Annotated in this window: 12 protein-coding genes; 9 read left to right on the top strand and 3 right to left on the bottom strand. The window is 60.7% G+C overall.

Annotation, left to right across the window (positions count from 1 at the left end; genetic code table 11):
* Positions 1-5: 5 nt before the first annotated feature.
* Entirely contained in the window at positions 6-2156 is a 2151-nt protein-coding gene (locus HAP47_RS05180; RefSeq protein WP_173639153.1) for a hypothetical protein, read from the bottom strand.
* Positions 2153-3502, bottom strand: a complete 1350-nt coding sequence (locus HAP47_RS05175; RefSeq protein ID WP_173639154.1) for a hypothetical protein — start codon at positions 3500-3502, stop codon at positions 2153-2155. The genes HAP47_RS05180 and HAP47_RS05175 overlap by 4 nt, the downstream gene beginning before the upstream one ends.
* A gap of 534 nt (positions 3503-4036) precedes the next feature.
* Between HAP47_RS05175 and HAP47_RS05170 the strand changes: the two genes are divergently transcribed.
* Complete coding sequence (locus HAP47_RS05170) at positions 4037-6142, top strand: helix-turn-helix domain-containing protein (protein WP_173639155.1); 2106 nt, start codon at positions 4037-4039, stop codon at positions 6140-6142.
* Between the two features lie 9 nt (positions 6143-6151).
* A complete protein-coding gene (locus tag HAP47_RS05165) occupies positions 6152-7225 on the top strand; it encodes a topoisomerase (RefSeq protein WP_173639156.1) in 1074 nt (357 codons plus the stop codon).
* A 321-nt stretch (positions 7226-7546) separates the two neighbouring features.
* On the opposite strand, the gene HAP47_RS05160 is transcribed toward HAP47_RS05165, so the two are convergent.
* Entirely contained in the window at positions 7547-7696 is a 150-nt protein-coding gene (locus tag HAP47_RS05160; protein WP_173639157.1) for a hypothetical protein, read from the bottom strand.
* 76 nt (positions 7697-7772) lie between these two features.
* Between HAP47_RS05160 and HAP47_RS05155 the strand changes: the two genes are divergently transcribed.
* The 7 genes from HAP47_RS05155 (at position 7773) to HAP47_RS05125 (ending at position 20379) form a co-directional block, all read left to right on the top strand.
* Positions 7773-8093 (top strand): hypothetical protein, encoded by a 321-nt coding sequence (locus HAP47_RS05155; RefSeq protein ID WP_173639158.1) that lies wholly within the window; start codon positions 7773-7775, stop codon positions 8091-8093.
* Positions 8094-8319: 226 nt separating this feature from the next.
* Positions 8320-9066, top strand: coding sequence for an outer membrane protein (locus tag HAP47_RS05150; RefSeq protein WP_173639159.1), 747 nt, complete (start codon positions 8320-8322; stop codon positions 9064-9066).
* A 557-nt stretch (positions 9067-9623) separates the two neighbouring features.
* Complete coding sequence (locus HAP47_RS05145; RefSeq protein ID WP_173639160.1) at positions 9624-10610, top strand: formylglycine-generating enzyme family protein; 987 nt, start codon at positions 9624-9626, stop codon at positions 10608-10610.
* A complete protein-coding gene (locus HAP47_RS05140) occupies positions 10597-12303 on the top strand; it encodes an arylsulfatase (protein ID WP_173639161.1) in 1707 nt (568 codons plus the stop codon). Before HAP47_RS05145 ends, HAP47_RS05140 begins: the two co-directional genes overlap by 14 nt.
* Positions 12304-13070: 767 nt before the next feature.
* Positions 13071-16355, top strand: coding sequence for an ABC transporter substrate-binding protein (locus HAP47_RS05135; protein ID WP_173639162.1), 3285 nt, complete (start codon positions 13071-13073; stop codon positions 16353-16355).
* Between the two features lie 543 nt (positions 16356-16898).
* Positions 16899-19043 carry a methyl-accepting chemotaxis protein gene (locus HAP47_RS05130; RefSeq protein WP_173639163.1) on the top strand — a complete coding sequence of 715 codons (2145 nt, stop codon included), beginning with the start codon at positions 16899-16901 and terminating at the stop codon, positions 19041-19043.
* Between the two features lie 271 nt (positions 19044-19314).
* Complete coding sequence (locus tag HAP47_RS05125; RefSeq protein WP_173639164.1) at positions 19315-20379, top strand: MBL fold metallo-hydrolase; 1065 nt, start codon at positions 19315-19317, stop codon at positions 20377-20379.
* The last annotated feature ends 149 nt before the right edge of the window (positions 20380-20528 follow it).

The following is a 20528-nucleotide window of genomic DNA, read 5'->3' as shown; positions in this document are numbered from 1 at the left end:
CGTGTTCACGCCGTCGTCTCCCCATAGAAGCGGAGGACGAGATCCTTCCAGGATCGTGTTCCCGCCGATAGGTGGAACGCCTCCATATCCGACCTAACGCGAGCTTTGAAAGCGGTCATTATCAGCATCTTCGCATCAAGCTCTGGCGACTGCGGCAAGTTGAATTCGGATAGGCTCCGAAGAAGTTCTGCCCCAAACAGCCACGCCTCCTCACGTGCCATCGTCGAGTGCTGTACCGCGTCCAGCATACATGACCATGCGGCCCCGATCCCGAGCGCACCTTCGAGACGCAGACGGAACCCTTGTACGGAGAGGTCCGCATCCGCAATATCTTCGGCCGCGCACCACCAGGCCTTGAAGACATCCGTCGGACTGAAGCCTTCGCCGAAAAGGGCCGTCAGGCCGTCTTCGCTCTTGGAGTTCCGGCGTTCGGCAATAAGCAAGGCCCTTTCGGTGCCTACGCGGCGGGACAGAAGCATCAGAAGTTCATCAAGCCCGACGCGGGTTCCCGAAGTTGTAACAGGTAGTCCGACGAGGTCGGTCACGAGTATGGGCGCAGGATACTCCTTCCCGTTCACGTGAAGCACGACTTCGGCTGTCGAGGGTTTGAGAGTGAAATCGCCGACGTGGACGGTTGCAGATGGCGGCTCGACAGAGGACGCGATGTCGCGGCCATCGTAAGATAGGCGCCACGGCGGAAGTCCCGTTGCCGACGATGCCCATGAAACACGAAGCGTTTTGGCCCCCGGATCATGGCTGGCTTCGTCGATCGCGAGCGCGAAGTTCCGGTCCTTGGCCGGAAACTCTCGCTCCGCTGGAGTGCACGCCGAAGGCGGCACATGGACGAGGTCCGGAACGAAGTCGCGCAATTCAAAGCGCCCCTCGATCGAGAAGGCGAGCCCGATTTCGACGTTACCGAGCCCCTTGCCCGATTGCAGGAGAAGCGCTCGTCGCGACATGTTGGGCGACCCCATCAAGATAAGAGTCGCCTCATCCGTACCCGCCCGATATGCCACCGCCAACATCTTGGCATGCAGCGGCCGATGGGCGACCCGCCCGTCGGCAATCCGACTGGCAGGATGTAGCCAATAGAGCACTTTCGAAAATCGCTTTGCTGCGTTCGCGATCGTTTGGCGAGGAGCGAACACGAGCGGATCGGGCTGCATCCAGGACGTCCGGTTTTCGACTGAAGCGATCGCCTCTTCGAGAGGCATGCGCCGGCGCTGACCCGCTCCGTCGAGATAAAACATCGTGTTCCGCGTCAATTCTGTCGGAATTCGAAATGCGAGAACGTTATCGCTTTCACTACTCTTGAAAGCCCAGATGCGGTTCAAGCCATTATTCAGATCCGCAGGTGCGGTGGGCTGGATTTGCGGGTTTTCCCATCGAAGGCCGACGTCGAGCGTCGACTCAGGGGCGATGCGTCCCGCGAACGCACCGAAGACCGAACTCTCGTCCGGAACGCCAGCATCCTCCACATCGTCCGTCTCGTAGAATGGAGCCAACATTCCGACGGAGGTAACGAGAGCGTCAGCGGGGATGAGTGCGGCGAACTGATCCATGATGGGACCGGTCGTGGAATCGAGGAATGCCAATCCGGCTGATGGACTCGGGGAAGCCGAGCGCGATTTTCTCTGAATTTCATCCCTGATCTGCTGAAGCTGCGTCCCGGTCCGGCGGACCAGCGCCTCTATCCTTCCGAGATGCTGGTCGAAGCCGTCCAATAACGACATGTCGGCGTTGCTCGCGTAGATGAGGTCGGTGCTCACGAAAAGCTCCGTATTCTCGCCGAAGCCAGGTCGCGTTAGATTGCCCGATCCGATGAGCAGCCGGGCGAAGTCGCGATAGAGGAGTAGGACGGATTTGGGGTGGAAGACGACTTCGGAGACTTCAAGAAGGTCGTACGGGAGCCGGCGGCCGGCTCTACGCTCGCCGGCATCTACCACGACGGCGACGGGCGTCTCCTGTAGCGCGCGACGCGCTTCGTTATGGTAACGCTCAGCCTGTTCGATGGGATCTGATGTCAACCGGAGAACCGCTCGTAGCACGTTCTCCTCGAAGAAAGCCGGATCGAAGCTGTAGGAGGTGAATATCGCGCCGCGGCATCGTTCTTCGGCCGGAAGTCGATCGAGCACGCGGCCGCTCTCGATCTTCATGCGATCCTCCCCAGGTCGGAGAGCAGCCTTCGGACCACCCCAAATTTTAGGTCCGGAAACACGGTCCCATATCTGTACCCGCCGTAGTCTGCGATCTGAAGGAGAAGCTTCCCCTGTTGGTCCCGCAGCCAAGCACCGCCGCCTCTGCGGGTCCGCTGTACCACGCGATGGTAAGTAAGGAGGTGATCGAGCGCACTGGACGGATCCGACGCGCTGGCCAGCTTTCCGATCAGCGTGACGAAGTCCGGTCCGTGGAATTGCAGCTTTCTGAAGCGTGCGACATCCGCGACCGAAAGCATGTCTGCGCAGAGGGAATGTAGCCTTCCCGTCTCGCCGCTCGGAAACGCCTCGAGCGCGACATCTGCCGCGTCGGCTGTCCAACCGTGGTCGTGTACGTATCCATAAGCTCGGTTGAATCTGCCGAGCACCTCTTTTGCCAATCTTCCGAAAGCGCGCGCGGCTTGCAGCTTGGCCGACACGCCGGCAGCGAGAGGGCCCCAGCGTTCAGCGAGCATCCCCTCGATCAGCGTCTCGGTATCGATAACACCGTGCCCGCTCGCTTTTATCAGTTGTTGCGCCAGAGGGAGCGTAGTTCCGTCCCTTGCTTGCTCGAATAGGGCGTCCCATAGCCGGTCCTGCTGCTGCGTCCGGCCGGACTCGACTAGCGCCGACAACCGAGACCGACGACCCAGTCCCTCGAGCGTGAGAGACCCGCTTGCACGGCCAATGACGGTCTGGCTGATATCTAAAGCTTGCAGCGCGTAGGCTTCGTAGAGCTTCGCGGATCCCTGTTCAGACCAGAAGCTGTCGAGGATAGCGCGTGCCCTGTCCGTGACTCGTAGAGATCCCTCGCCGACCAGGCCGTATCGTCGCAGCGACGACAGGTAAGCGCCGAGTCCGCCCAGTTCGCTCTGGCGGGATATGAGGGTGAAATCGAGAGGCAGTGGCTTGTTACCCGGCGTCCAATTCCGTTTCGCACCCAATATACCTCTCATCGAGTCCGCATCGCCTAGAGGTATGTTACCCCTTCGATATTCCAGCGTCGCCAGAGCCCAGAATTTTTCCCAGCGTTCGAAAAGTCGGACACGTGTTTCGTCATCGCCGCGATAGCCATATTCACTCACGGCTTTATCGGCGAGATACAGGCCGTAGAGCACGACAGCATAGTTCTGCGCACGGTTAGTGCGCGTGGTGAGGTCCCGGAAAAGCCACAGCCCGACTTGCTGCCCGAGATAGTCCAGCGCAAGCGGATCCTCCGGCGTGAAGTCAGTATCTCCATCGGGGGGAGCAGCCCAAAACAGGCCTTTAGGAGGAGACTTGAGGATCAGAAGAGACAAAACAGTCAAGCTCGCAGGTCGTATGATCGGAGCCCAACAACGGGCACAGGTTTGCGACCGACGGTATGCCGACGAATCGGTCTCAACTTCCCGGAAACATCACCACGGGTGTGCGCGGACCTGCAACCTCGGGTGGCTGAGTGGTCTTTGACCGGGCGCCAACGTGGTGCGGGGTCGCAAGAGGTTGCAGCTGGCCACACCGCGCCGGCTCAGCGCTTTCGTAAAAGTCTGTGCGCAAGATCGCCGTCGTACGTGGCCGCCAATTGGCATTGGCGGCTTGCCTTGGGCTCGCAGAAAAGCGTGCAGAAAAGCGTATTGCCTCATGGCAAGACATCCGCGCATCTCAAACGAAGAAATTCATCTCTGCAGGACTTTGATTGTAGCACAATCGTTTCACATATCCGATAAAATTATGAACAAAACCAAACACACGCCTCGCGTGTTACGTCATAAATGACGCATAAATACGGCACACATTGGTCATAAATGATTTGACTTATCATATTTTGTTGTCATAAATGCCCCCATCAGAGGAACTAGGCGATGAACGGTCAAATTCCCACCCATCTTTTGAAGCTCGCTCGGGAGAAGGCTGGAGTGAACCAGACGGTTCTCGCAGCTGAGCTGGGGGTTAACGCCAGCGTGGTCTCCCGCCTGGAGGCCTCGGAGCACGCTGACGGCAAAATGGCGGAGCGATATCTTGTCGCTCTGAAGTCGGATTTTGCGAACGAGATCATTGCCTTCTATTCCGACCGCTGGCGACACATCGAACGACCGGACTTCCTACATCCCGACCGAGCAGTGCTTTGGAACGCCGAGTGCGCGTTACAAACGCTCGAAGCGTTCGAAAAGAGCAACGAATTTGACCCAATCCTGCAAGACCCACTGACGAAGCTGCGCAACCGCATCGTTTCGGAAGTCGACTTTATTCGTCAGAAGGAACACGGCATCGCTTTCATCGGCGAGATCGGCGTCGGCAAGACAACGGCGCTCTCGTTCGTGACGAACCTGATCACAAAGAGCAAGGACGAAGAGACCAAGAGCATCTTCCCAACTGGCAGCGGCCGCACCACAGTGTGCGAAGTTGCGATCAAGATAGCCCCGGCATTTGGCATCGCGGTGGACTGCCTCACCGAAGACGAAATTCGCCGGCTGGTCACCGATCTCGTCACCGGCCTGAAACACGGAAAGAGCGGACTGCCCAGCGAAATTGAGCGAGTCATCCGTAGCATGGCCGACCTCCGTCGCGTTACCGTCCGCGCGAAGAAGCCATCTGAAAAGCCGACGACGGTCGATCATCTCAAGAACTTGATCGACAAGTCCGCGGATGTCGACACCGTCATCGGCGAAGTGATGGCACGGATGAAGCTCGATAGCCGCACCGAAAACCAGATGATCATGTCGCAGGATACCGAAGGAAGTATGGAATGGCTGTCTAGTAACATCAGCAAGATCAATTATGGGCAGCACCCCAAATTTTCGGTGCCTCATCGCATTACCGTCCTGCTGCCGCTCGAAGCACTTCGTGACACCCCCTTCCTAATCAGCGTGATCGATACAAAGGGCGTTGAAGGCACGACCCAGCGGCCGGATCTGATGGCGCAGATCGAAGACCCGAGAACCGTCACCGTCCTCTGCTGCAGTTTTCCTGATGCTCCCGGCAGCGTTCCCCTCTCCATCATTCGCGAAACACTGGACGCCGGTTCCGACGCCATCGATGCCGATCGACTTTGCCTCCTTGTGTTGCCGCGCAACGACGAAGCACTGAAGATAGTAAATGATGCCGGTGACACGCCCGCAGACCGAAGCGAGGGTTACGCGATCCGCGAAGGGCAGATCGACCAACAATTCGCGACTGACGGCCTGCCGAGCATTCCGGTCAACTTCTTCCAGGTTGGTGCGGATGAACCCGAGGACGTGTGGCACTGGCTCACTTCACGCATCGAGGCCGTCCGCGTCGCCAAGGTCGAGCGCATCAAACGTCATGTCGCGGCGGCCGAGAACCTCGTCACCCACGCCGATGTGGCGAAAACGCGCGAGGCACGCCGGACGATCGCGGACGCAGTGGCGAAGGCGGCCGAGCGCTTCCGGCCGTTACGCAGCATCATACGCCCAGCCCACCTGAATCTCGTCGCGGAGGCCAAAAAGACGCATCAAAATTCAATCGCGGCGTCTGTTAACCGCAAGGGGAACTGGGAGAACTTCCCCATCGCACACATTCTTGGACAGGGCGCGCGTATCGACGCGAACCTTCGTACCAAGGACACATTCATCCGGATCGACGAGGCGATCGAGCGTCTCATAGACGATTTCTCGCACCTCAATGATATTGTCCAGTTCCTGCAAAACCTGAAGGAGGACGTGGAGGAATGGCGCAAGGAATTCCTGACGCGCGTCGCGCTCGCCGGTCGCAACATGTTCTCTCCCTATCTCGGGCAGGCCAGCGAGATGTGGGAAAAGTGTGAAGCCCGCTACGGCGGCGGCGCCGGTTATCGGGTCGATGTCTCCTCGATCTTCCAAGATCAATTCGAAAACGACCCAGCGGCGATGACCGCCGCTCAGAAGACTGAGGCGCAGGTTGCAGCGGTATGGGAGCAGATCGTCATTGATCCGCTCCGCGCCTCGTCGGCCTTCGTGGACGAAGAGTGAAGACACGCCATGGCGAAACGTGATCCTGCCAAGACAGCGCGCAACAAACGCATCAAGGATATGAAGGAGCAACTGCGCAAGCTGTTGCCGACGGTTCTGAAGGAAACAGGGTTCGCGGATGAAGCGTCGCTCAACGCCAAGATTGGTGGAAAAGCGGACGACTTCATCGATCTTAAGAACGAAATCATTCACTCGCCAACCGACTATGCGGCCAAGTACCTTGAGGGTTTCGCGCGTCGCCGCAGCAAAACCAAGTTTTACAAGAACGCTTACGACGAATTGTACGACACGCTGAAGGCCTCCAAGGCCGCACAGCAATATTTTATGCTTTTCCTCGAACGCAGCTACCTCAAACACTTCGAGGAACTTTCGAAGCATCGTCCAAGCGTGGAAGAAGCCGCGATTTGGATTGGCCAAAATGCCGCCGACTATGGCTTGCTGGTCTCGCCTCGGTTCGCGAAGGGCGAATGGGAGAACGACAAGAGCGAAATTAGGCATTTCAAGCCGAGATACTGGTCAATCGGCCATGTGCTCGAGACGGGGCTGGTTATTCCCGGCGCCAACAAAATCATGTCCTTCGCCACCATCGAGGCGTACCTCGACTTCTTCGAGCATGTGATCGTTCGTCACAGCAAGTCGAAGTACCAGATGGATATTGCGGCGCGTTACCGCAAATTTGTGCTCGATGCCCCCGACCCCCTTGCGGTTCCGCTGTTGATCCCCGAGCTTCGGCACGGCGGCCGCGATGCTAAGCACAAGTATCGCCTCGATTATTGCATTATCGACAGCATCACACTGGAGCGCATCGGCTTCGAATTCTCCCCTTCGTCGTCGCATACCGCTATCACAGGTACGAAATCGAAGACGCAGAAGGAGATCAACGAAGAAGTTGCGGCGAACTTCGAAAAGGAGATGGCGAAGCACAAGGCATACTTCAAGAAATTCGGAATCATCGTGCTGATCTACACCGACAAGGATCTGGCCGACATGAAGGCCGTATTTGATGACATCAAAAGACTGCTCACCCCGGCGCAAACCCAACAGCAGCTGAACCTGCACGTGATCGATAATTTCTTCGACTAGGAGTCGAGCACTCAACCAGCTGAGGTTCTGGCCCGTGGCTGGCCCACGAGACCCAGCCCGAGTCCGCTTTTCCCCTAAGGGAGAAGTGCGGACACGCCAACTAAACGGGAGATTCGGACGTGACGAACTCGCTCCCAATGTGATAAATTTCGTTGCGCAGCGCCGCTCAAAAGTGCCACACAAGAACAGATCGTCGGACCGAAAAATTCAATAAAATCAACGCTGCACAGGATCTCGCCCTCAGTTCAATCCTGTCTGGCAGCACCAGGATCTTTTTGCAAACGATGGTCGTCGTCAGCACGCAGTGCGCCGTGCCACGGATCAGCGCCCGAGCAGCAGGCTCACTCCGCCGATCATCAGCACGACGTAGATCGCGAACACACTGCCGACCCATTTCCAATCGATCTGTCCGTGCTCGGGGCTGAGGCTTTCGATGATGCCGTGCATGATGGTTTCCTTGAGAAGTCGCATGCGCGGCGTATAGCCTGCACCTCGATCACCTCATGTGACTCACTTCACACTTCAAAGTCGCGGAACGGACCCAAGAGTGACTGGCCCAGAACTGAAGAAACTGCGCGAACATCTCGGCGAGGCACTTGGCCGCAATCTGACGGCGGCGGACATGGCGAAGTTGTGCGGGTTGCCGGCGGCCGGCGGCGCCGAAAAGCTCCGCAAGTGGGAGGTCACCGGCCCGACCCCGAAGGTCGCCGCGCTGCTGCGCGTGCTGGCGATGGCGAGCGAGCACTATCCGATCCTGGAGAAGTTCGACGTGTTCGATCGCCACGACGTTCCGGTCGGGGATCGCGCCGCACGCCGCCAGGCGTTTCGCGAGCAGATGCGCGACGACGTGCGCAAGCGATTGGACTAGCAGAGGGCTTGGTTAACGGATCAAGCGCGTCGCGCGCGGCGCGTTAAGCCTTCCGTCATTCCCGCTTAAGCGTTCGTTAGGCACAACAAAACGTTTCGCCGCAAAGGGTGCGACTTAACGCTCCAAGCCGCCTTTCGGTGAGAAATTTTATTCAAATGCCGTCTAACGCATCGCCATGGATGGCGCCATTCACGCTGCGCCTCATGACTTGTCCGGAGACTGCCCCATGAAGAAGTTCCTGCTCGCAACCGCAGCCGCAGCTGTTGCCGTCGCCGCCTTTGGCGCGACCGCCCAGGCCGCCGACCTCGGCTCCCGTGGCTATTACCAGAAGGCGCCTGCGCCTGTTTACGCCGCGCCGCTCTACAACTGGACCGGTTTCTATCTCGGCGGCCATCTCGGCGGCGCGTTCTCGCAGAACAACACGTTCAACGGCCTCGCGCTGTCCGACTCCAGCGCCCGCTTCATGGGCGGCGTCCAGGGCGGCTACGACTGGCAACTGTCGCCGATGTGGGTGATCGGCCTCGAAGGCCAGTATTCCTGGGTCGGCGGCCACCAGCTCAACGCGATTTTCCCGGGCGGTTACGTCTACAACAACAACCAGCGCGGTATCGCCTCGATCACCGGCCGGGTCGGCTACACCTGGGGTCCAGGCCTGATCTATGTGAAGGGCGGTTACGCCTATTCCGACAACAACGAAACGGTGACGCTGGGCGGCGCGCAGGTACCCTTCGCGCTCAGCGACAACCACAGCAACGGCTGGACCATCGGCGGCGGCGCCGAATACATGTTCGCGCCGAACTGGTCGGCCAAGGTCGAGTACCAGTACTACGACTTCGGCGACAGCCGCTTCACCGCACCGGGCGCGCTGGTGCCGGTCGGCAGCTTCCACAATGACGAGCACACGGTGAAGGCGGGCCTCAACTACCGCTTCAACCTCGGCAACCTCGGCGGTCCCGCTTACGGCCGCTACTGAGGTTACCGACCACCGCAACCGAGAGTGGAAAGGCCGGCTCGCGCCGGCCTTTTTGCGCATCGGAGTTCTATTGGACTACCCCAAGATAGCAGGCCACAAATGACGTCGAAATCCATAACCGATCGGCCACAGCTAGCCTTATTTACTCAAAGACATTTTTGCCATTTTTGTGAACGCAATTTCAGCCATGAACGCACCGGGCGTGTCACAATCCGCTTCGGCTTCCGATCAATTACTGGTTGACCGCCCAAAGGGAACGGATGAAGCTGCGTGAGCGATAATCGAGATAATCGATAAGAGATGCTGGCCGATACCGTCGCCGCGCGGATCAACGACGCGGCGTGCAGGATGCAGGGGCCCGGCAATGCAAGCGGCAATCACGATCCTCGTTTGTCGAGGGGGCTGCGCACCTACGACCGTCAACGGCGCGACAGGCGCCGGATCAGCCCACCCATGCCTCCGAAGGATTCGAGACCGCACCGCTAGGTCTCTCGCAACGCCGCGATGTCTATCCGCCGGCGAAAGCGTCTTACCTGATCTCTGGAAGGAACTGCTCCATGAGTGAGGTGGACGCTGCACTGCCGCGGCCGGGGGAGCCTGCACCTCATCCGGACATGATCTGGATTCCCGGCGGGACGTTTCGCATGGGGTCCGACAAGCACTATCCGGAGGAGAGCCCCGCGCATCGCGTCGCAATCAACGGCTTCTGGATCGATCGAACGCCGGTCAGCAATTACGAATTTCGGAAGTTCGTCAATGCCACCGGTTACGTCACCTTTGCCGAGATCGCGCCCGACCCCAGGGATTACCCGGGCGCGCTGCCGCATATGCTCAAGGCCGGCTCGCTGGTGTTCACGCCGCCCAAGCATGCCGTCGACACGACCGATTGGAGCCAGTGGTGGAAGTTCAAGTTTGGCGCCGACTGGCGCCGCCCCTACGGACCGCGCTCGTCAATCAGCGGCCTAGGCGACCACCCTGTGGTGCACGTCAGTCATCGCGATGCGCAGGCCTACGCCAAATGGGCCGGGAAAGAACTGCCGAGTGAAGCTGAGTGGGAGCGCGCCGCCCGCGGCGGATTGGACGGCGCCGAGTTCGCGTGGGGTGCGGAATTCACGCCTGAGGGCCGGCAGATGGCCAACACCTGGCAAGGTATATTCCCGCACGAGAACCTTGCACTCGACGGCTACGAGCGGACCTCGCCGGTGACCGCCTTCCCGCCTAACAATTACGGCGTCTACGACATGATCGGCAACGTCTGGGAATGGACATCCGATTGGTACGCGCCCAAGCACGAAGCCGACGCGCCGAAGGCGTGCTGCGTTCCGGAAAATCCACGCGGCGGGCGCGAGGAGGAGAGCTACGACCCCTGCCAGCAGCGAATCAGGATTCCCCGCAAGGTCATCAAAGGCGGCTCGCATTTGTGCGCGCCGAATTACTGCCGACGCTACCGCCCGGCCGCGCGCCATGCCGAGGCGGTGGATACCTCGACCAGTCATCTCGGCTTCAGATGCGTAACAAGAGGATCACGTCATGACCAAGGATAAGTTTCCAGGAACGTCCGAAACCAGCACAGAGCCAGTCGGCGACGGATTGAAGCGCCGCGAACTCTTGTTGAGTGCCAGCTCCCTCGTCGCGGCTTCAGCACTCTCTGCTGCCGGGCTAACAAGCCCCGCGCAAGCGCAACAAACGGCAGCGCCTGCGCCCACGGGGCAACGGCCCAACATCGTCGTCATCATGGGTGACGACATCGGCATGTGGAATATCGGCGCCTACCACCGCGGCTTGATGGCCGGCCGGACCCCGAATCTCGATAAGCTCGCCGCGGAAGGCATGATGTTCACCGACTACTACGCAGAGGCGAGTTGCACAGCGGGTCGCGCCAACTTCATCACCGGCGAGCTGCCGATCCGAACCGGCATGACCACGGTCGGTCAGGCCGGCGCATCCACAGGCATACCCGCACAGGCAGCAACGATCGCTACCGCACTCAAAGGTATGGGCTACGCTACCGGCCAGTTCGGAAAGAACCACCTTGGTGACAAGAACGAATTTTTACCGACGGTGCACGGCTTCGACGAATTCTTCGGCTATCTCTATCACCTCGACGCGATGGAGGACCCTGCACATCCCGGCTATCCGCAGGAGCTGCTGAACACCGTCGGTCCACGCAACATGCTCCATTGTTATGCGACCAATGTCGACGATCCCACCGTGGACCCACGCTGGGGCAAGGTCGGCAAGCAGAGGATCGAGGACGCCGGCACGCTCTATCCCAAGCGGATGGAAACCGTCGACGACGAAATCCGTGACCTCGCCCTGAAGTTCATCGACAAGGCCAAGGCCGACAACAAGCCGTTCTTCGTGTGGCTCAATCCGACGCGCATGCACATCGTCACGCATCTGTCGCCGAAGTACGAGGCGCTGCGCAACTCCAAGAATGGCTGGACCATCCACGAGGCCGGCATGGCGCAACTCGATGACGATGTCGGCATCGTGATGCAGAAACTCAAGGACATCGGTGTCGACGACAATACTATCGTGGTGTTCACGACCGATAACGGCACCGAGGTCTTCACCTGGCCGGACGGCGGGCAGACGCCATTCGCGCAGAGCAAGGGCACTGTCCTGGAGGGTGGCTTCCGCGTGCCCTGCATGATCCGCTGGCCGGGCAAAGTGCCGGCCGGCAGGGTCGAGAACGGCATTATTTCCGGGCTGGACTGGTTCCCTACCTTCGTCGCGGCGGCCGGCAACCCGAACATCGCGGAGGAGCTGAAGAAGGGCAAACAGATTGGTGACACCACCTATAAGTGTCACCTGGACGGCTATAACCAGATGGACATGATCACCGGAAAGGGCCCGTCGAACCGGCACGAGATCTTTTACTTCGGCGAAAGCGAACTCGGTGCCGTGCGCATCGACGACTTCAAGTATCGTTTCATCGACCAGCCCGCAGGCTGGCTTGGTGAAAAAACCAAACCTGATGTGCCCTATTTGATCAACCTTCGCCTCGATCCTTTCGAGCGCACGGGCTGGCCCGACAGCGGGACCAAATACGGCGCGCAGCAATACTTCGACTGGTTCAAATACGAGTTCTGGCGCTTCGTGTTTGTCCAGCAGCAGGTGGAAAAACTGGCCATGACGGCGATCGAGTTTCCGCCGATGCAAAGGGGCGCGAGCTTCAATCTCGATGCCGTGAAAGCGAAAATCGCAGCAGCCCAGGCAGCCATCGCCAAGTAGGTACGCTTGAGGGTCATGGCGGGCGGGCCGCGTTCCTGCGCGCCCGTCATGACAAGCGTCTCGTGGCCTGACCTGCTTGCAGGCTGCAAAAGAGGCCATACCACTGCCGAGAGAATTTCGGTGGCGGGCGAAGCAAACAAACCGTGTAATCAATGAAGCAACAATGCAAGCCGCTCGATTGCTGTGCGACGAGCCATATGCCGGTGAGACGCCATCACTGAACCGATAACCATTCAGGTGCGTTGTGCAGGGAGGAAACAAGTTATGAGATCGAACAACGCCGTTTGCGCTCTCTGCGCAGTGCTTCTGTCATTGCTTTCGCCGGTCGCAAGTATGGGAACACTTGATGCACGCGACACCGATCTCTCCTCACGCGTGTTCGCGGCGGCTCAGACCGCCAAGCGGCAATGCGTGAATACCTGTCGTGCGCGATATCGCGACTGCCTCGCCACGAAACAAATACCATCTTCCGAGTGTCGGGGCGTTTATCAGGATTGCACCCGTTTCACTTGTAACGCTGTCCAGGGATGACCGACGCGCGGTCTAAACGATGCGATAGGCCGCTGATAGCCGCGATCACGGCCTGAGACCCACTCGGGTTTTCGTTCCGGTACTGACGTCCCTCTCAAGCCGTTTTCACACGACCAAGACCCAATCCCGAAATGAGACCTGATCGGCGTGGGACTGAAGCTGCCATTTATTACCGCGGACGGCTCTAGGCTGTTATAGTTCGGGGATTGCGCAAGGCATGTCCTCAGTGGGGTCCGATGCGACAGCGCGAGTTCATCAAACGCTTGGGCGGTGCAGCGGCAGCTTGGCCGCTCGCCGCGCTTGCGCGGCAGCCGAACATGTTGAGACAGCTGGCCATGGCCATTTGCCTGATCCTGCTTGCATCGCATCCTGCCGTTGCGCTCGATCCAGTGTCCCTGCAGCTCAAATGGAAGCATCAGTTTCAGTTCGCTGGCTACTATGCAGCCGTCGAGCAGGGCTTTTACCGCAACGCCGGTCTCGACGTAACAATCCGCGAGGGCGGTCCCGATATCGACGCCGCCGCAGCGGTTGCCGGCGGCCAAGCGGATTTCGGCGTCTGCACCTCCAGCGTGCTGCGCGAATGGGTGATGGGCCGCCACCTGGTCGTGCTGGCCGTCATCTTCCAGCAGTCCCCAGCGATCATTCTGGTGCCGCGCCGGGCCGACATCAGAAGCGTCTCGGACTTGCGGGGCCGCACGCTGATGGACACGCCGGGCAGCGATGAAATCGCTGCCATGTTGAAGCACGAAGGTGTGGATTATGCGGCGATGCCGCGCATTGACCACCGGGGCGATCCACGCGATCTCCTGGCCGGCAAGGCCGACGCGATGGTCGCCTACAACACCAACGAGCCATTCGTCCTTGAACAGCTCGGCGCCGCGTATCGCACCTTCTCGCCCGCGGCATACGGGGTCGATTTCTACGGCGACAATCTGTGCACCTCCGAAGCCGAGGTGAAGGCCCACCCAGAACGTGTGGCGGCATTCAGGACTGCGAGTCTGAAGGGCTGGGCCTATGCGCTGGCGCACAAGGAGGCGACGGTCGATCTCATCCTTAAGACCTATTCGGCAAAGAAGAGCCGCGAGGCCCTGCTGTTCGAAGCTGCCCGCATGGATACCCTGGTCAGGCCGGGCCCCGGCCGGATCGGTGAGCAGGATGCTGCCCATTGGCGACTCATCGCCACGACCTATCACGAGCTCGGGCTGCTGGCTGACGATACGCTGCCCGCGGGACTGATATGGACTGGCGAAGACGACATCGAAGGGCACTGGCTGATCGCAGTTTTGTTTGTGGTTGCCGGATTGGCGATTATGGCGCTGGCTTTGTACCGAAGCCGCTCCCTGCGGACGGCATTAGCCCGGTTCGGGGCATTTCCGCCGGTCGCCACGATAGGGCGGCCGAGGCTGAGTCTTGTCATGTCGTTGCTGTTCATGTGCCTCAGCATTCCCGTTCTCATTTTCATCCTGATCTACAATTACAACAAGAATTCCGCCGGCATGGTATCGATCCTGAACGACGCGGTCGCGCAGACCAGCCGCTCCGGCGTCGAGCGCGCCGAGAACTTGATCGACAGCACCGAAACCCCGTTGCGCTTTCTCGCCGAGGTGGCTGCCGCGGATCCCGGCTATTTTCGCATCGAGCAAAGCAATGATCTGTTGTACCGCGCGCTGACCTCAGCAGCGCATATCGACGCCGTCTATGTCAGTTTCGAGGATGGTTATCATAGGGTCGTCACCCGCATGGACGACGATCGCAGACGTAACGACCCCCGTATTCCGGCGGCTGCGAATTGGCACGCCAGCTATATCGATGCGATCACCTTTGCGCTCTCGCGGGTTCGGCATCGCAAATTTTTTGACGTCTGGCCGCATTTAATCGGCGGGTACGATGTTGCAACCGACATGGACATCAGGACCTTACCCGGCTATCAGACGGCCAAGACGACACGGACCCTTGCGGTGACCGAGCCCGCAATCAATCCCGACACCGGGTTCCCTATTCTCTTCTTGCGCGTTCCAATCTTCCACGGCGTCAATTTTCTCGGCTGCGCAACGGCCAATATCACCATGGACGTGTTGTCGCGGTTTCTCGACAAGCACCGCGCCAGCGCGCACAGCGTCACCCTGATCGCCGACCGCAATAGCGGCGAGATCATCGCCTTCCCGCATATGCAGAAGAGCGTGCGCGTCGAGAACGGCAAACTCAAGATCGCGACCCTGGCCGATATCGACGATCCGGATGTCCGTGAGGCTTCTCGCCGACACGCCGGTGCCGATACCGACCGTTTCGTTTTTCGGTCCCCTGCAAACGGACGGGATCTGATTGCGGCCTTCGCCAATTTCCCGGATGGCTTTGGCCAGCCCTGGCAGGTGCTCACCTTGACGCCAATCGACGATTTCGTGGGGACGTTGAAGGCGACCAATCGGTTGATCATGGTGGTCATCATTATCCTCACCACGATCGAGCTGTTCTTCATCTATATCGCGGCCAGCCGGCTGTCGCGGCCAGTAGAAAACGTATCGCAGCAATTGCAAGCCATCGAAAGTCTGCAATTCGACGCGCCGGCATCGCGGCCATCCAACATCAGGGAAATCGCAAGGCTTGAATCGGCAGCCGCGCTACTTCGCAACTCGCTGAAATCGTTTTCCTCCTTCGTTCCGCTCGATGTGGTCCGCCAACTCATCAAGTCGGGCATTCCGCTGACCCTGGGCGTCGAGCCGCGGTTCCTCACCGTGTTCTTTTCCGACCTGGAGAATTTCTCCACACACTCGGAAACCCTGGCCCCGGAAGACTTGCTGGTGCAGATCTCGACCTATCTCGAGCAGGTTTCCGGCGCGATCTCGGACGAAGGCGGGACCGTCGACAAATTCATTGGCGATGGTGTCATGGCGTTCTGGAATGCTCCGATTCAGTGTCCCGACCATGTTCTGCGCGCCTGCGCGGGCGCGTTGCGAGCGGCGCGGCGCATGGAGCGGGTGAACGATAGCTGGGAAGCGGAAGGACGGCCGCGAATCCGCATCCGGATCGGGCTCAATTGTGCCAACGTATTGGTCGGCAATGTCGGCTCCTCAGCCCGGCTGAGCTACACCGCTTTAGGGGATGGCGTAAATGTCGCGGCGCGACTCGAAGGCATTAACAAGCAGTTTGGCACGACGATCTGCATCAGCGACAGCATCTATGACCAGGTAGGGGCGGAGATATTGGCGCGACCCTTGAAGCGGGTTCAGGTCAAGGGCCGCAAGACCGAGTTCATGATCTTTGAATTGCTTGCCTTGCGCGCCAGCTCTGACGCGGAGCTGAGGGCTCGCGACCGGGACGAGCAGCTCTGTGCGATGACGTGGCTAGCCTCGCGCTGTTTCGAGGCTGGTGATGTTGCGGCAGCGCAGCGGGCTTATCACTCTATCCTCATGGCCTTTCCCGGCGATCCCGTGGCCAAATTCATGCTGACGGAATGCGAGGCGAGCTGGAAGGCCGATCTCTCCGGTACCGCCTCGGAAGTGCGCGGCACGACCAGCACTTGAGCCAAAGCACAATTCCAGCTTTCCTCGTAATGAGCCTCGGCGGCCGTTCGCGAACAGATGCGGGACGACGTGCGCGGCGACTTGGTTAGCAGGCGGCTTTGAGACGGGTGTCGCGCGCGGAGCGTTAAGCTTTCCTTCATTTCCGGCTTAAGCGTTCGTTAGGCACAGCAAAACAACGGCTGGACCATCGGCGGCGGCGGCGAATGCATGTTCGCGCCGAACTGGTCGGCCAAGGGTGAAGGCCGGCCTCAACTACCGCTTCAACCTCGGCAACGTCGGCGGTCCCGCCTACGGCCGCTACTGAGGTTATCGACCACCGCAACCGAGAGTGGAAAGGCCGGTTCACGCCGGCCTTTTTGCGTCCGATCGCGCGCATCGATTCCGCACAGCGAACCAACACGGCACTGACGCGCGGCAGCCCCGAAAAATCCCGCAGATCGTCGCAATTTTCCCGATTTTGTTAACCCGCCGCATTGATACTCCCGCGCCGGGGAAACATCCAAGAGTAGTGGCCAGCGGTAGTGGGCCAGGGGGTACGGGGCAATGGCGTTTCGGTTCAAGCTCGGCAAACCAAATCTCAAGCGTATCCATCTGCCGCAGATGGGCGTCAGGGGCAGCCTGTTCGCAGCATTCGCCGTGATCGCAGGCATGGCGCTCGTGATCAGCGCAGGCGCCGGCATCGTGCTGCATCAGCTCGGCGGCACCATGAGCGATCTCTCTGGCCGCGACATTCCGCGGCTCGCCGCGAGCCTGCAGCTTTCCGCGCAGAGCGCCTCGCTCGCAGCCCAGGGGCCCGGCCTGCTCGCCGTGCAAAGCGAGGATGCGCTGAACGATCGCACCAAGAAGGTGCAGGAGGTCGCGCAGCAAACCAATGCCAAGCTTGGCGAGATCATCGAACTCGGCGCCGACAAATCCGTCGTCAGCGCGCTGCAGGAGAACGTCAAGAACACCGACGAGGCGACCAAGAGCCTGATCTCCGCCGCGCATGAGCGGCTCGACGTCGGCGCACTGCGCGACAAGCAGTACAACGCACTGCGCAAGGCGCAGGGCGCTTTCGTCTCCGCCGCCGGTCCCGCGATGCTCGACGCGCAGACCCGGCTCAACGCCATCCTCGCCGCAGCCGAAGTCTCCGCTGACGCTGCCACCGAGGCCGCCCGCACCGTCGGCCAGATCAGCAACGTGCTCGCTGCCGGCAATTTGATGGCCGCCGACATGACCGCGGCGCTGTCGGCCAATTCCAGCGAGACGCTCGATGCGATCGAGGCGGAGTTCAAGAAGGGCCGCGACCGCGTCAAGTCCAACCTCGAGGACCTGCCGAACAATCCGGCGATCGTTGCCGTGCGCGACACCGCGGAGAAACTGCTCGTGCTCGGCGAAGGCAAGACCGGCGTGTTCAAGATCCGACAGAAGGAGCTCGATTCGATCGATTACGGCCAGACCATCCTGGAAGAGACCCGCAAGCTCAATGTCGGGCTCGGCATCAGCGTCCAGCAGCTGGTCGACGCCGTGCAGAAGGACACCGACTCCGCAACCTTCCAGGCGCGGCAGCAGATCTCGCTCGCGACCACGGTGATGGTCGGGCTCGGCGCGCTGACGCTGGTCGGCTCGTTCCTGTTCGTCTGGCTCTATGTCGGGCGCAACATCCTGCGCCGCATCCGCGGCCTGCAGCGCTCGATGCAGCTGTTGTCCGACGGCGACCTCGACACCGAGATCCCGCAGAGCCGCCAGCGTGACGAGATCGCCGTCATGGCCGACTCGTTGCAGGTGTTCCGCGAGAGCATGATCGAAGGCCGCGAGCTCACCGAGAACCAGAACAAGGACCGCTCCGCCAAGGCGGAGCGCGCCTCGCGCATGGAGAAGCAGATCGCGACGTTCGAATCGACGGTCCGCACCGCGCTCGGCAGCCTGCAGAGCGCGGCGAACTCGATGCAGTCGACGGCGCAGAGCATGTCGGCAACCGCCGACCAGTCGAGCGCATTGGTCAACGCGGTCGCCTCGGCCGCCGAGGAGACCTCGGTCAACGTGCAGACGGTGTCGGCCGGCACCGAGGAGCTGTCGTCGTCGATCTCCGAGATCGGCCGCCAGGTCGTCACCTCGGCGGAGATCGCCCGCAAGGCGGTCGAGGAAGCCAGTGCCACCGACACCACCATGCAGGGCCTTGCCGACAATGCCGCGCGGATCAGCGTCGTGGTCGACCTGATCCAGACCATCGCCTCGCAGACAAATCTGCTCGCGCTCAACGCCACCATCGAGGCGGCGCGCGCCGGCGAGGCCGGCCGCGGCTTTGCCGTCGTCGCCTCCGAGGTGAAGAACCTGGCGAGCCAGACCGCCAAGGCGACCGAGGAAATCCGCCAGCAGATTGTCAGCATGCAGGAGGTGACGACGACGGCGGTTACCGCGATCCGCAACATCTCGAGCACGATCGGCGAGATCAACGACGTCACCACAGCGATCGCCGCCGCGGTCGAGGAGCAGGGCGCGGCGACCCGCGAGATCGCCCGCAACATCCAGCATGCGGCGGGCGGCACCAGCGAGGTGTCGAGCAACATCGTCGGCGTCTCGACCGCCTCGGCCGAGGCGGGTGCCGCGGCCGGCGAAGTACTCGGCGCCTCGGACGCGCTGCGCCGCGAGGCCGACGTGCTGCGCTCCGAGATCGACGGCTTCCTGTCGAACATAAGGGCGGCGTAGGCCCGCCGCTTACGCGCCCCAACCTCCCCTTGAAAAGGGGAGGTCGCTTTGCTCGTGAGAGCAAAGCGGGTGGGGATCTGCTCTCTCCACATGCGCCGTTGCCTGCGGCTGACCCCCATCCCGACCTTCCCCCTTTCAGGGGGAAGGAGAAGAGAAAGGCTCTTCGCTTGATCCGGGCTACGGAATTCGGGCTCAGGCGGTCCCCTTTTCTCCGGACGGCTATCTGATTTTTCGGCTGGCGCGGCGGCCCGGGTCCCGCTAAGTCGGTAGCATGCATACGAAGACCGACAGCCTTCCCTCCTCGGCGGAGGCATTGCGATACCCCTGGGAAAACCATCCGGGCCACGACCAGGTCGTGGAGGTGGCTCCCGGCGTGCTGTGGGCGCGGCTGAAGCTGCCGTTCCGCCTCAACCATGTGAACATCTATCTGCTCGCCGACGGCGACGGCTGGACCATGGTGGATGCCGGCTTCGGGAACGAGGAATCGATCGCGGCCTGGACCACGCTGTTCGAGGGCCCGCTCAAGCACGTCAAGGTCAGGCGGCTGATCGTGACGCATTCGCATCCCGACCATGTCGGTCTCGCCGGCTGGATCACCGAGCGCTTCGACTGCCCGCTGTTCATGTCGCAGGTGGAATACCTGCAATCGGTCTATCACCAGAACCGCGGCACCGAAGAACGGCGCAACGCGCAGCGGCTGTTCTTCCGCCGCCACGGCATGGACGAGGACCTGACCGAGAAGCTGCTCGGCCGCGGCCAGGACTACCTGAAGCGCGTGTCGGTGCTGCCGCCGTCCTATCACCGCCTCACCCATGGCGACGAGGTCGTGATCGGCACGCGGCGATTCAAGGTGATCACCGGCGGCGGACACGCGCTCGACCAGGTGATGCTGTATTGCGCGGCCGACAAGCTGTTCCTGTCCGCCGACCAGGTGCTAAGCAAGATCTCGCCCAATGTCAGCGTCTGGGCGGTCGAGCCCGAGCAGAACTCGCTCGGCGAATATCTGGCCTCGCTGGCGAGCCTGACCACCACCCTGCCCTATGACGTGATGGTGCTGCCCGGCCATGGCGTGCCGTTCTACGGGCTGAAGACCCGGATCAAGCAGCTTGCCGATCACCATGAGGAGCGCTGCCGGCTGATCGCCGACGCCTGCCGCGAGGTGCCGCAGACCTCCAAGGAACTGGTCCCGGTGGTGTTCCACAAGCACGTGCTGGACGAGCACCAGATGGGCTTCGCCGCCGGCGAACTGGTCGCCCATGTCAATTACATGCTGGTCGAGGGCCGACTGACGGCCGAGATGCACGACGACGGCATGCTGCGCTTCAAGACGACCTGAGACCGGCCGGGCCTAATGCCCCGGGCAATTTGACCGAAATCAAGCCGGATAGACGGCCGCTAGGGCAATTTGCCCAACTGTCGCGCATGCCCAGATGTGGGCCAATGCATGGACATTAGAGCTGGAAAAGCTCTAAGAAGGGGCAGCTT

Source organism: Bradyrhizobium sp. 41S5 (assembly GCF_011516665.3).
GTDB classification, from domain to species: domain Bacteria; phylum Pseudomonadota; class Alphaproteobacteria; order Rhizobiales; family Xanthobacteraceae; genus Bradyrhizobium; species Bradyrhizobium quebecense.
The sequence above is the reverse complement of the archived record's forward strand: the minus strand, read 5'-3'. Positions and strand labels throughout refer to the sequence as shown.

What these genes read in the sequence shown, in the direction of transcription:
- HAP47_RS05180 (WP_173639153.1), bottom strand. Translation starts at nt 2,156, where the DNA reads ATGAAGATCGAGAGCGGCCGCGTGCTCGATCGACTTCCGGCCGAAGAA.
- HAP47_RS05170 (WP_173639155.1), top strand. Translation starts at nt 4,037, where the DNA reads ATGAACGGTCAAATTCCCACCCATCTTTTGAAGCTCGCTCGGGAGAAG.
- HAP47_RS05165 (WP_173639156.1), top strand. Translation starts at nt 6,152, where the DNA reads ATGGCGAAACGTGATCCTGCCAAGACAGCGCGCAACAAACGCATCAAG.
- HAP47_RS05160 (WP_173639157.1), bottom strand. Translation starts at nt 7,696, where the DNA reads ATGCGACTTCTCAAGGAAACCATCATGCACGGCATCATCGAAAGCCTC.
- HAP47_RS05150 (WP_173639159.1), top strand. Translation starts at nt 8,320, where the DNA reads ATGAAGAAGTTCCTGCTCGCAACCGCAGCCGCAGCTGTTGCCGTCGCC.
- HAP47_RS05145 (WP_173639160.1), top strand. Translation starts at nt 9,624, where the DNA reads ATGAGTGAGGTGGACGCTGCACTGCCGCGGCCGGGGGAGCCTGCACCT.
- HAP47_RS05140 (WP_173639161.1), top strand. Translation starts at nt 10,597, where the DNA reads ATGACCAAGGATAAGTTTCCAGGAACGTCCGAAACCAGCACAGAGCCA.
- HAP47_RS05135 (WP_173639162.1), top strand. Translation starts at nt 13,071, where the DNA reads ATGCGACAGCGCGAGTTCATCAAACGCTTGGGCGGTGCAGCGGCAGCT.
- HAP47_RS05130 (WP_173639163.1), top strand. Translation starts at nt 16,899, where the DNA reads ATGGCGTTTCGGTTCAAGCTCGGCAAACCAAATCTCAAGCGTATCCAT.
- HAP47_RS05125 (WP_173639164.1), top strand. Translation starts at nt 19,315, where the DNA reads ATGCATACGAAGACCGACAGCCTTCCCTCCTCGGCGGAGGCATTGCGA.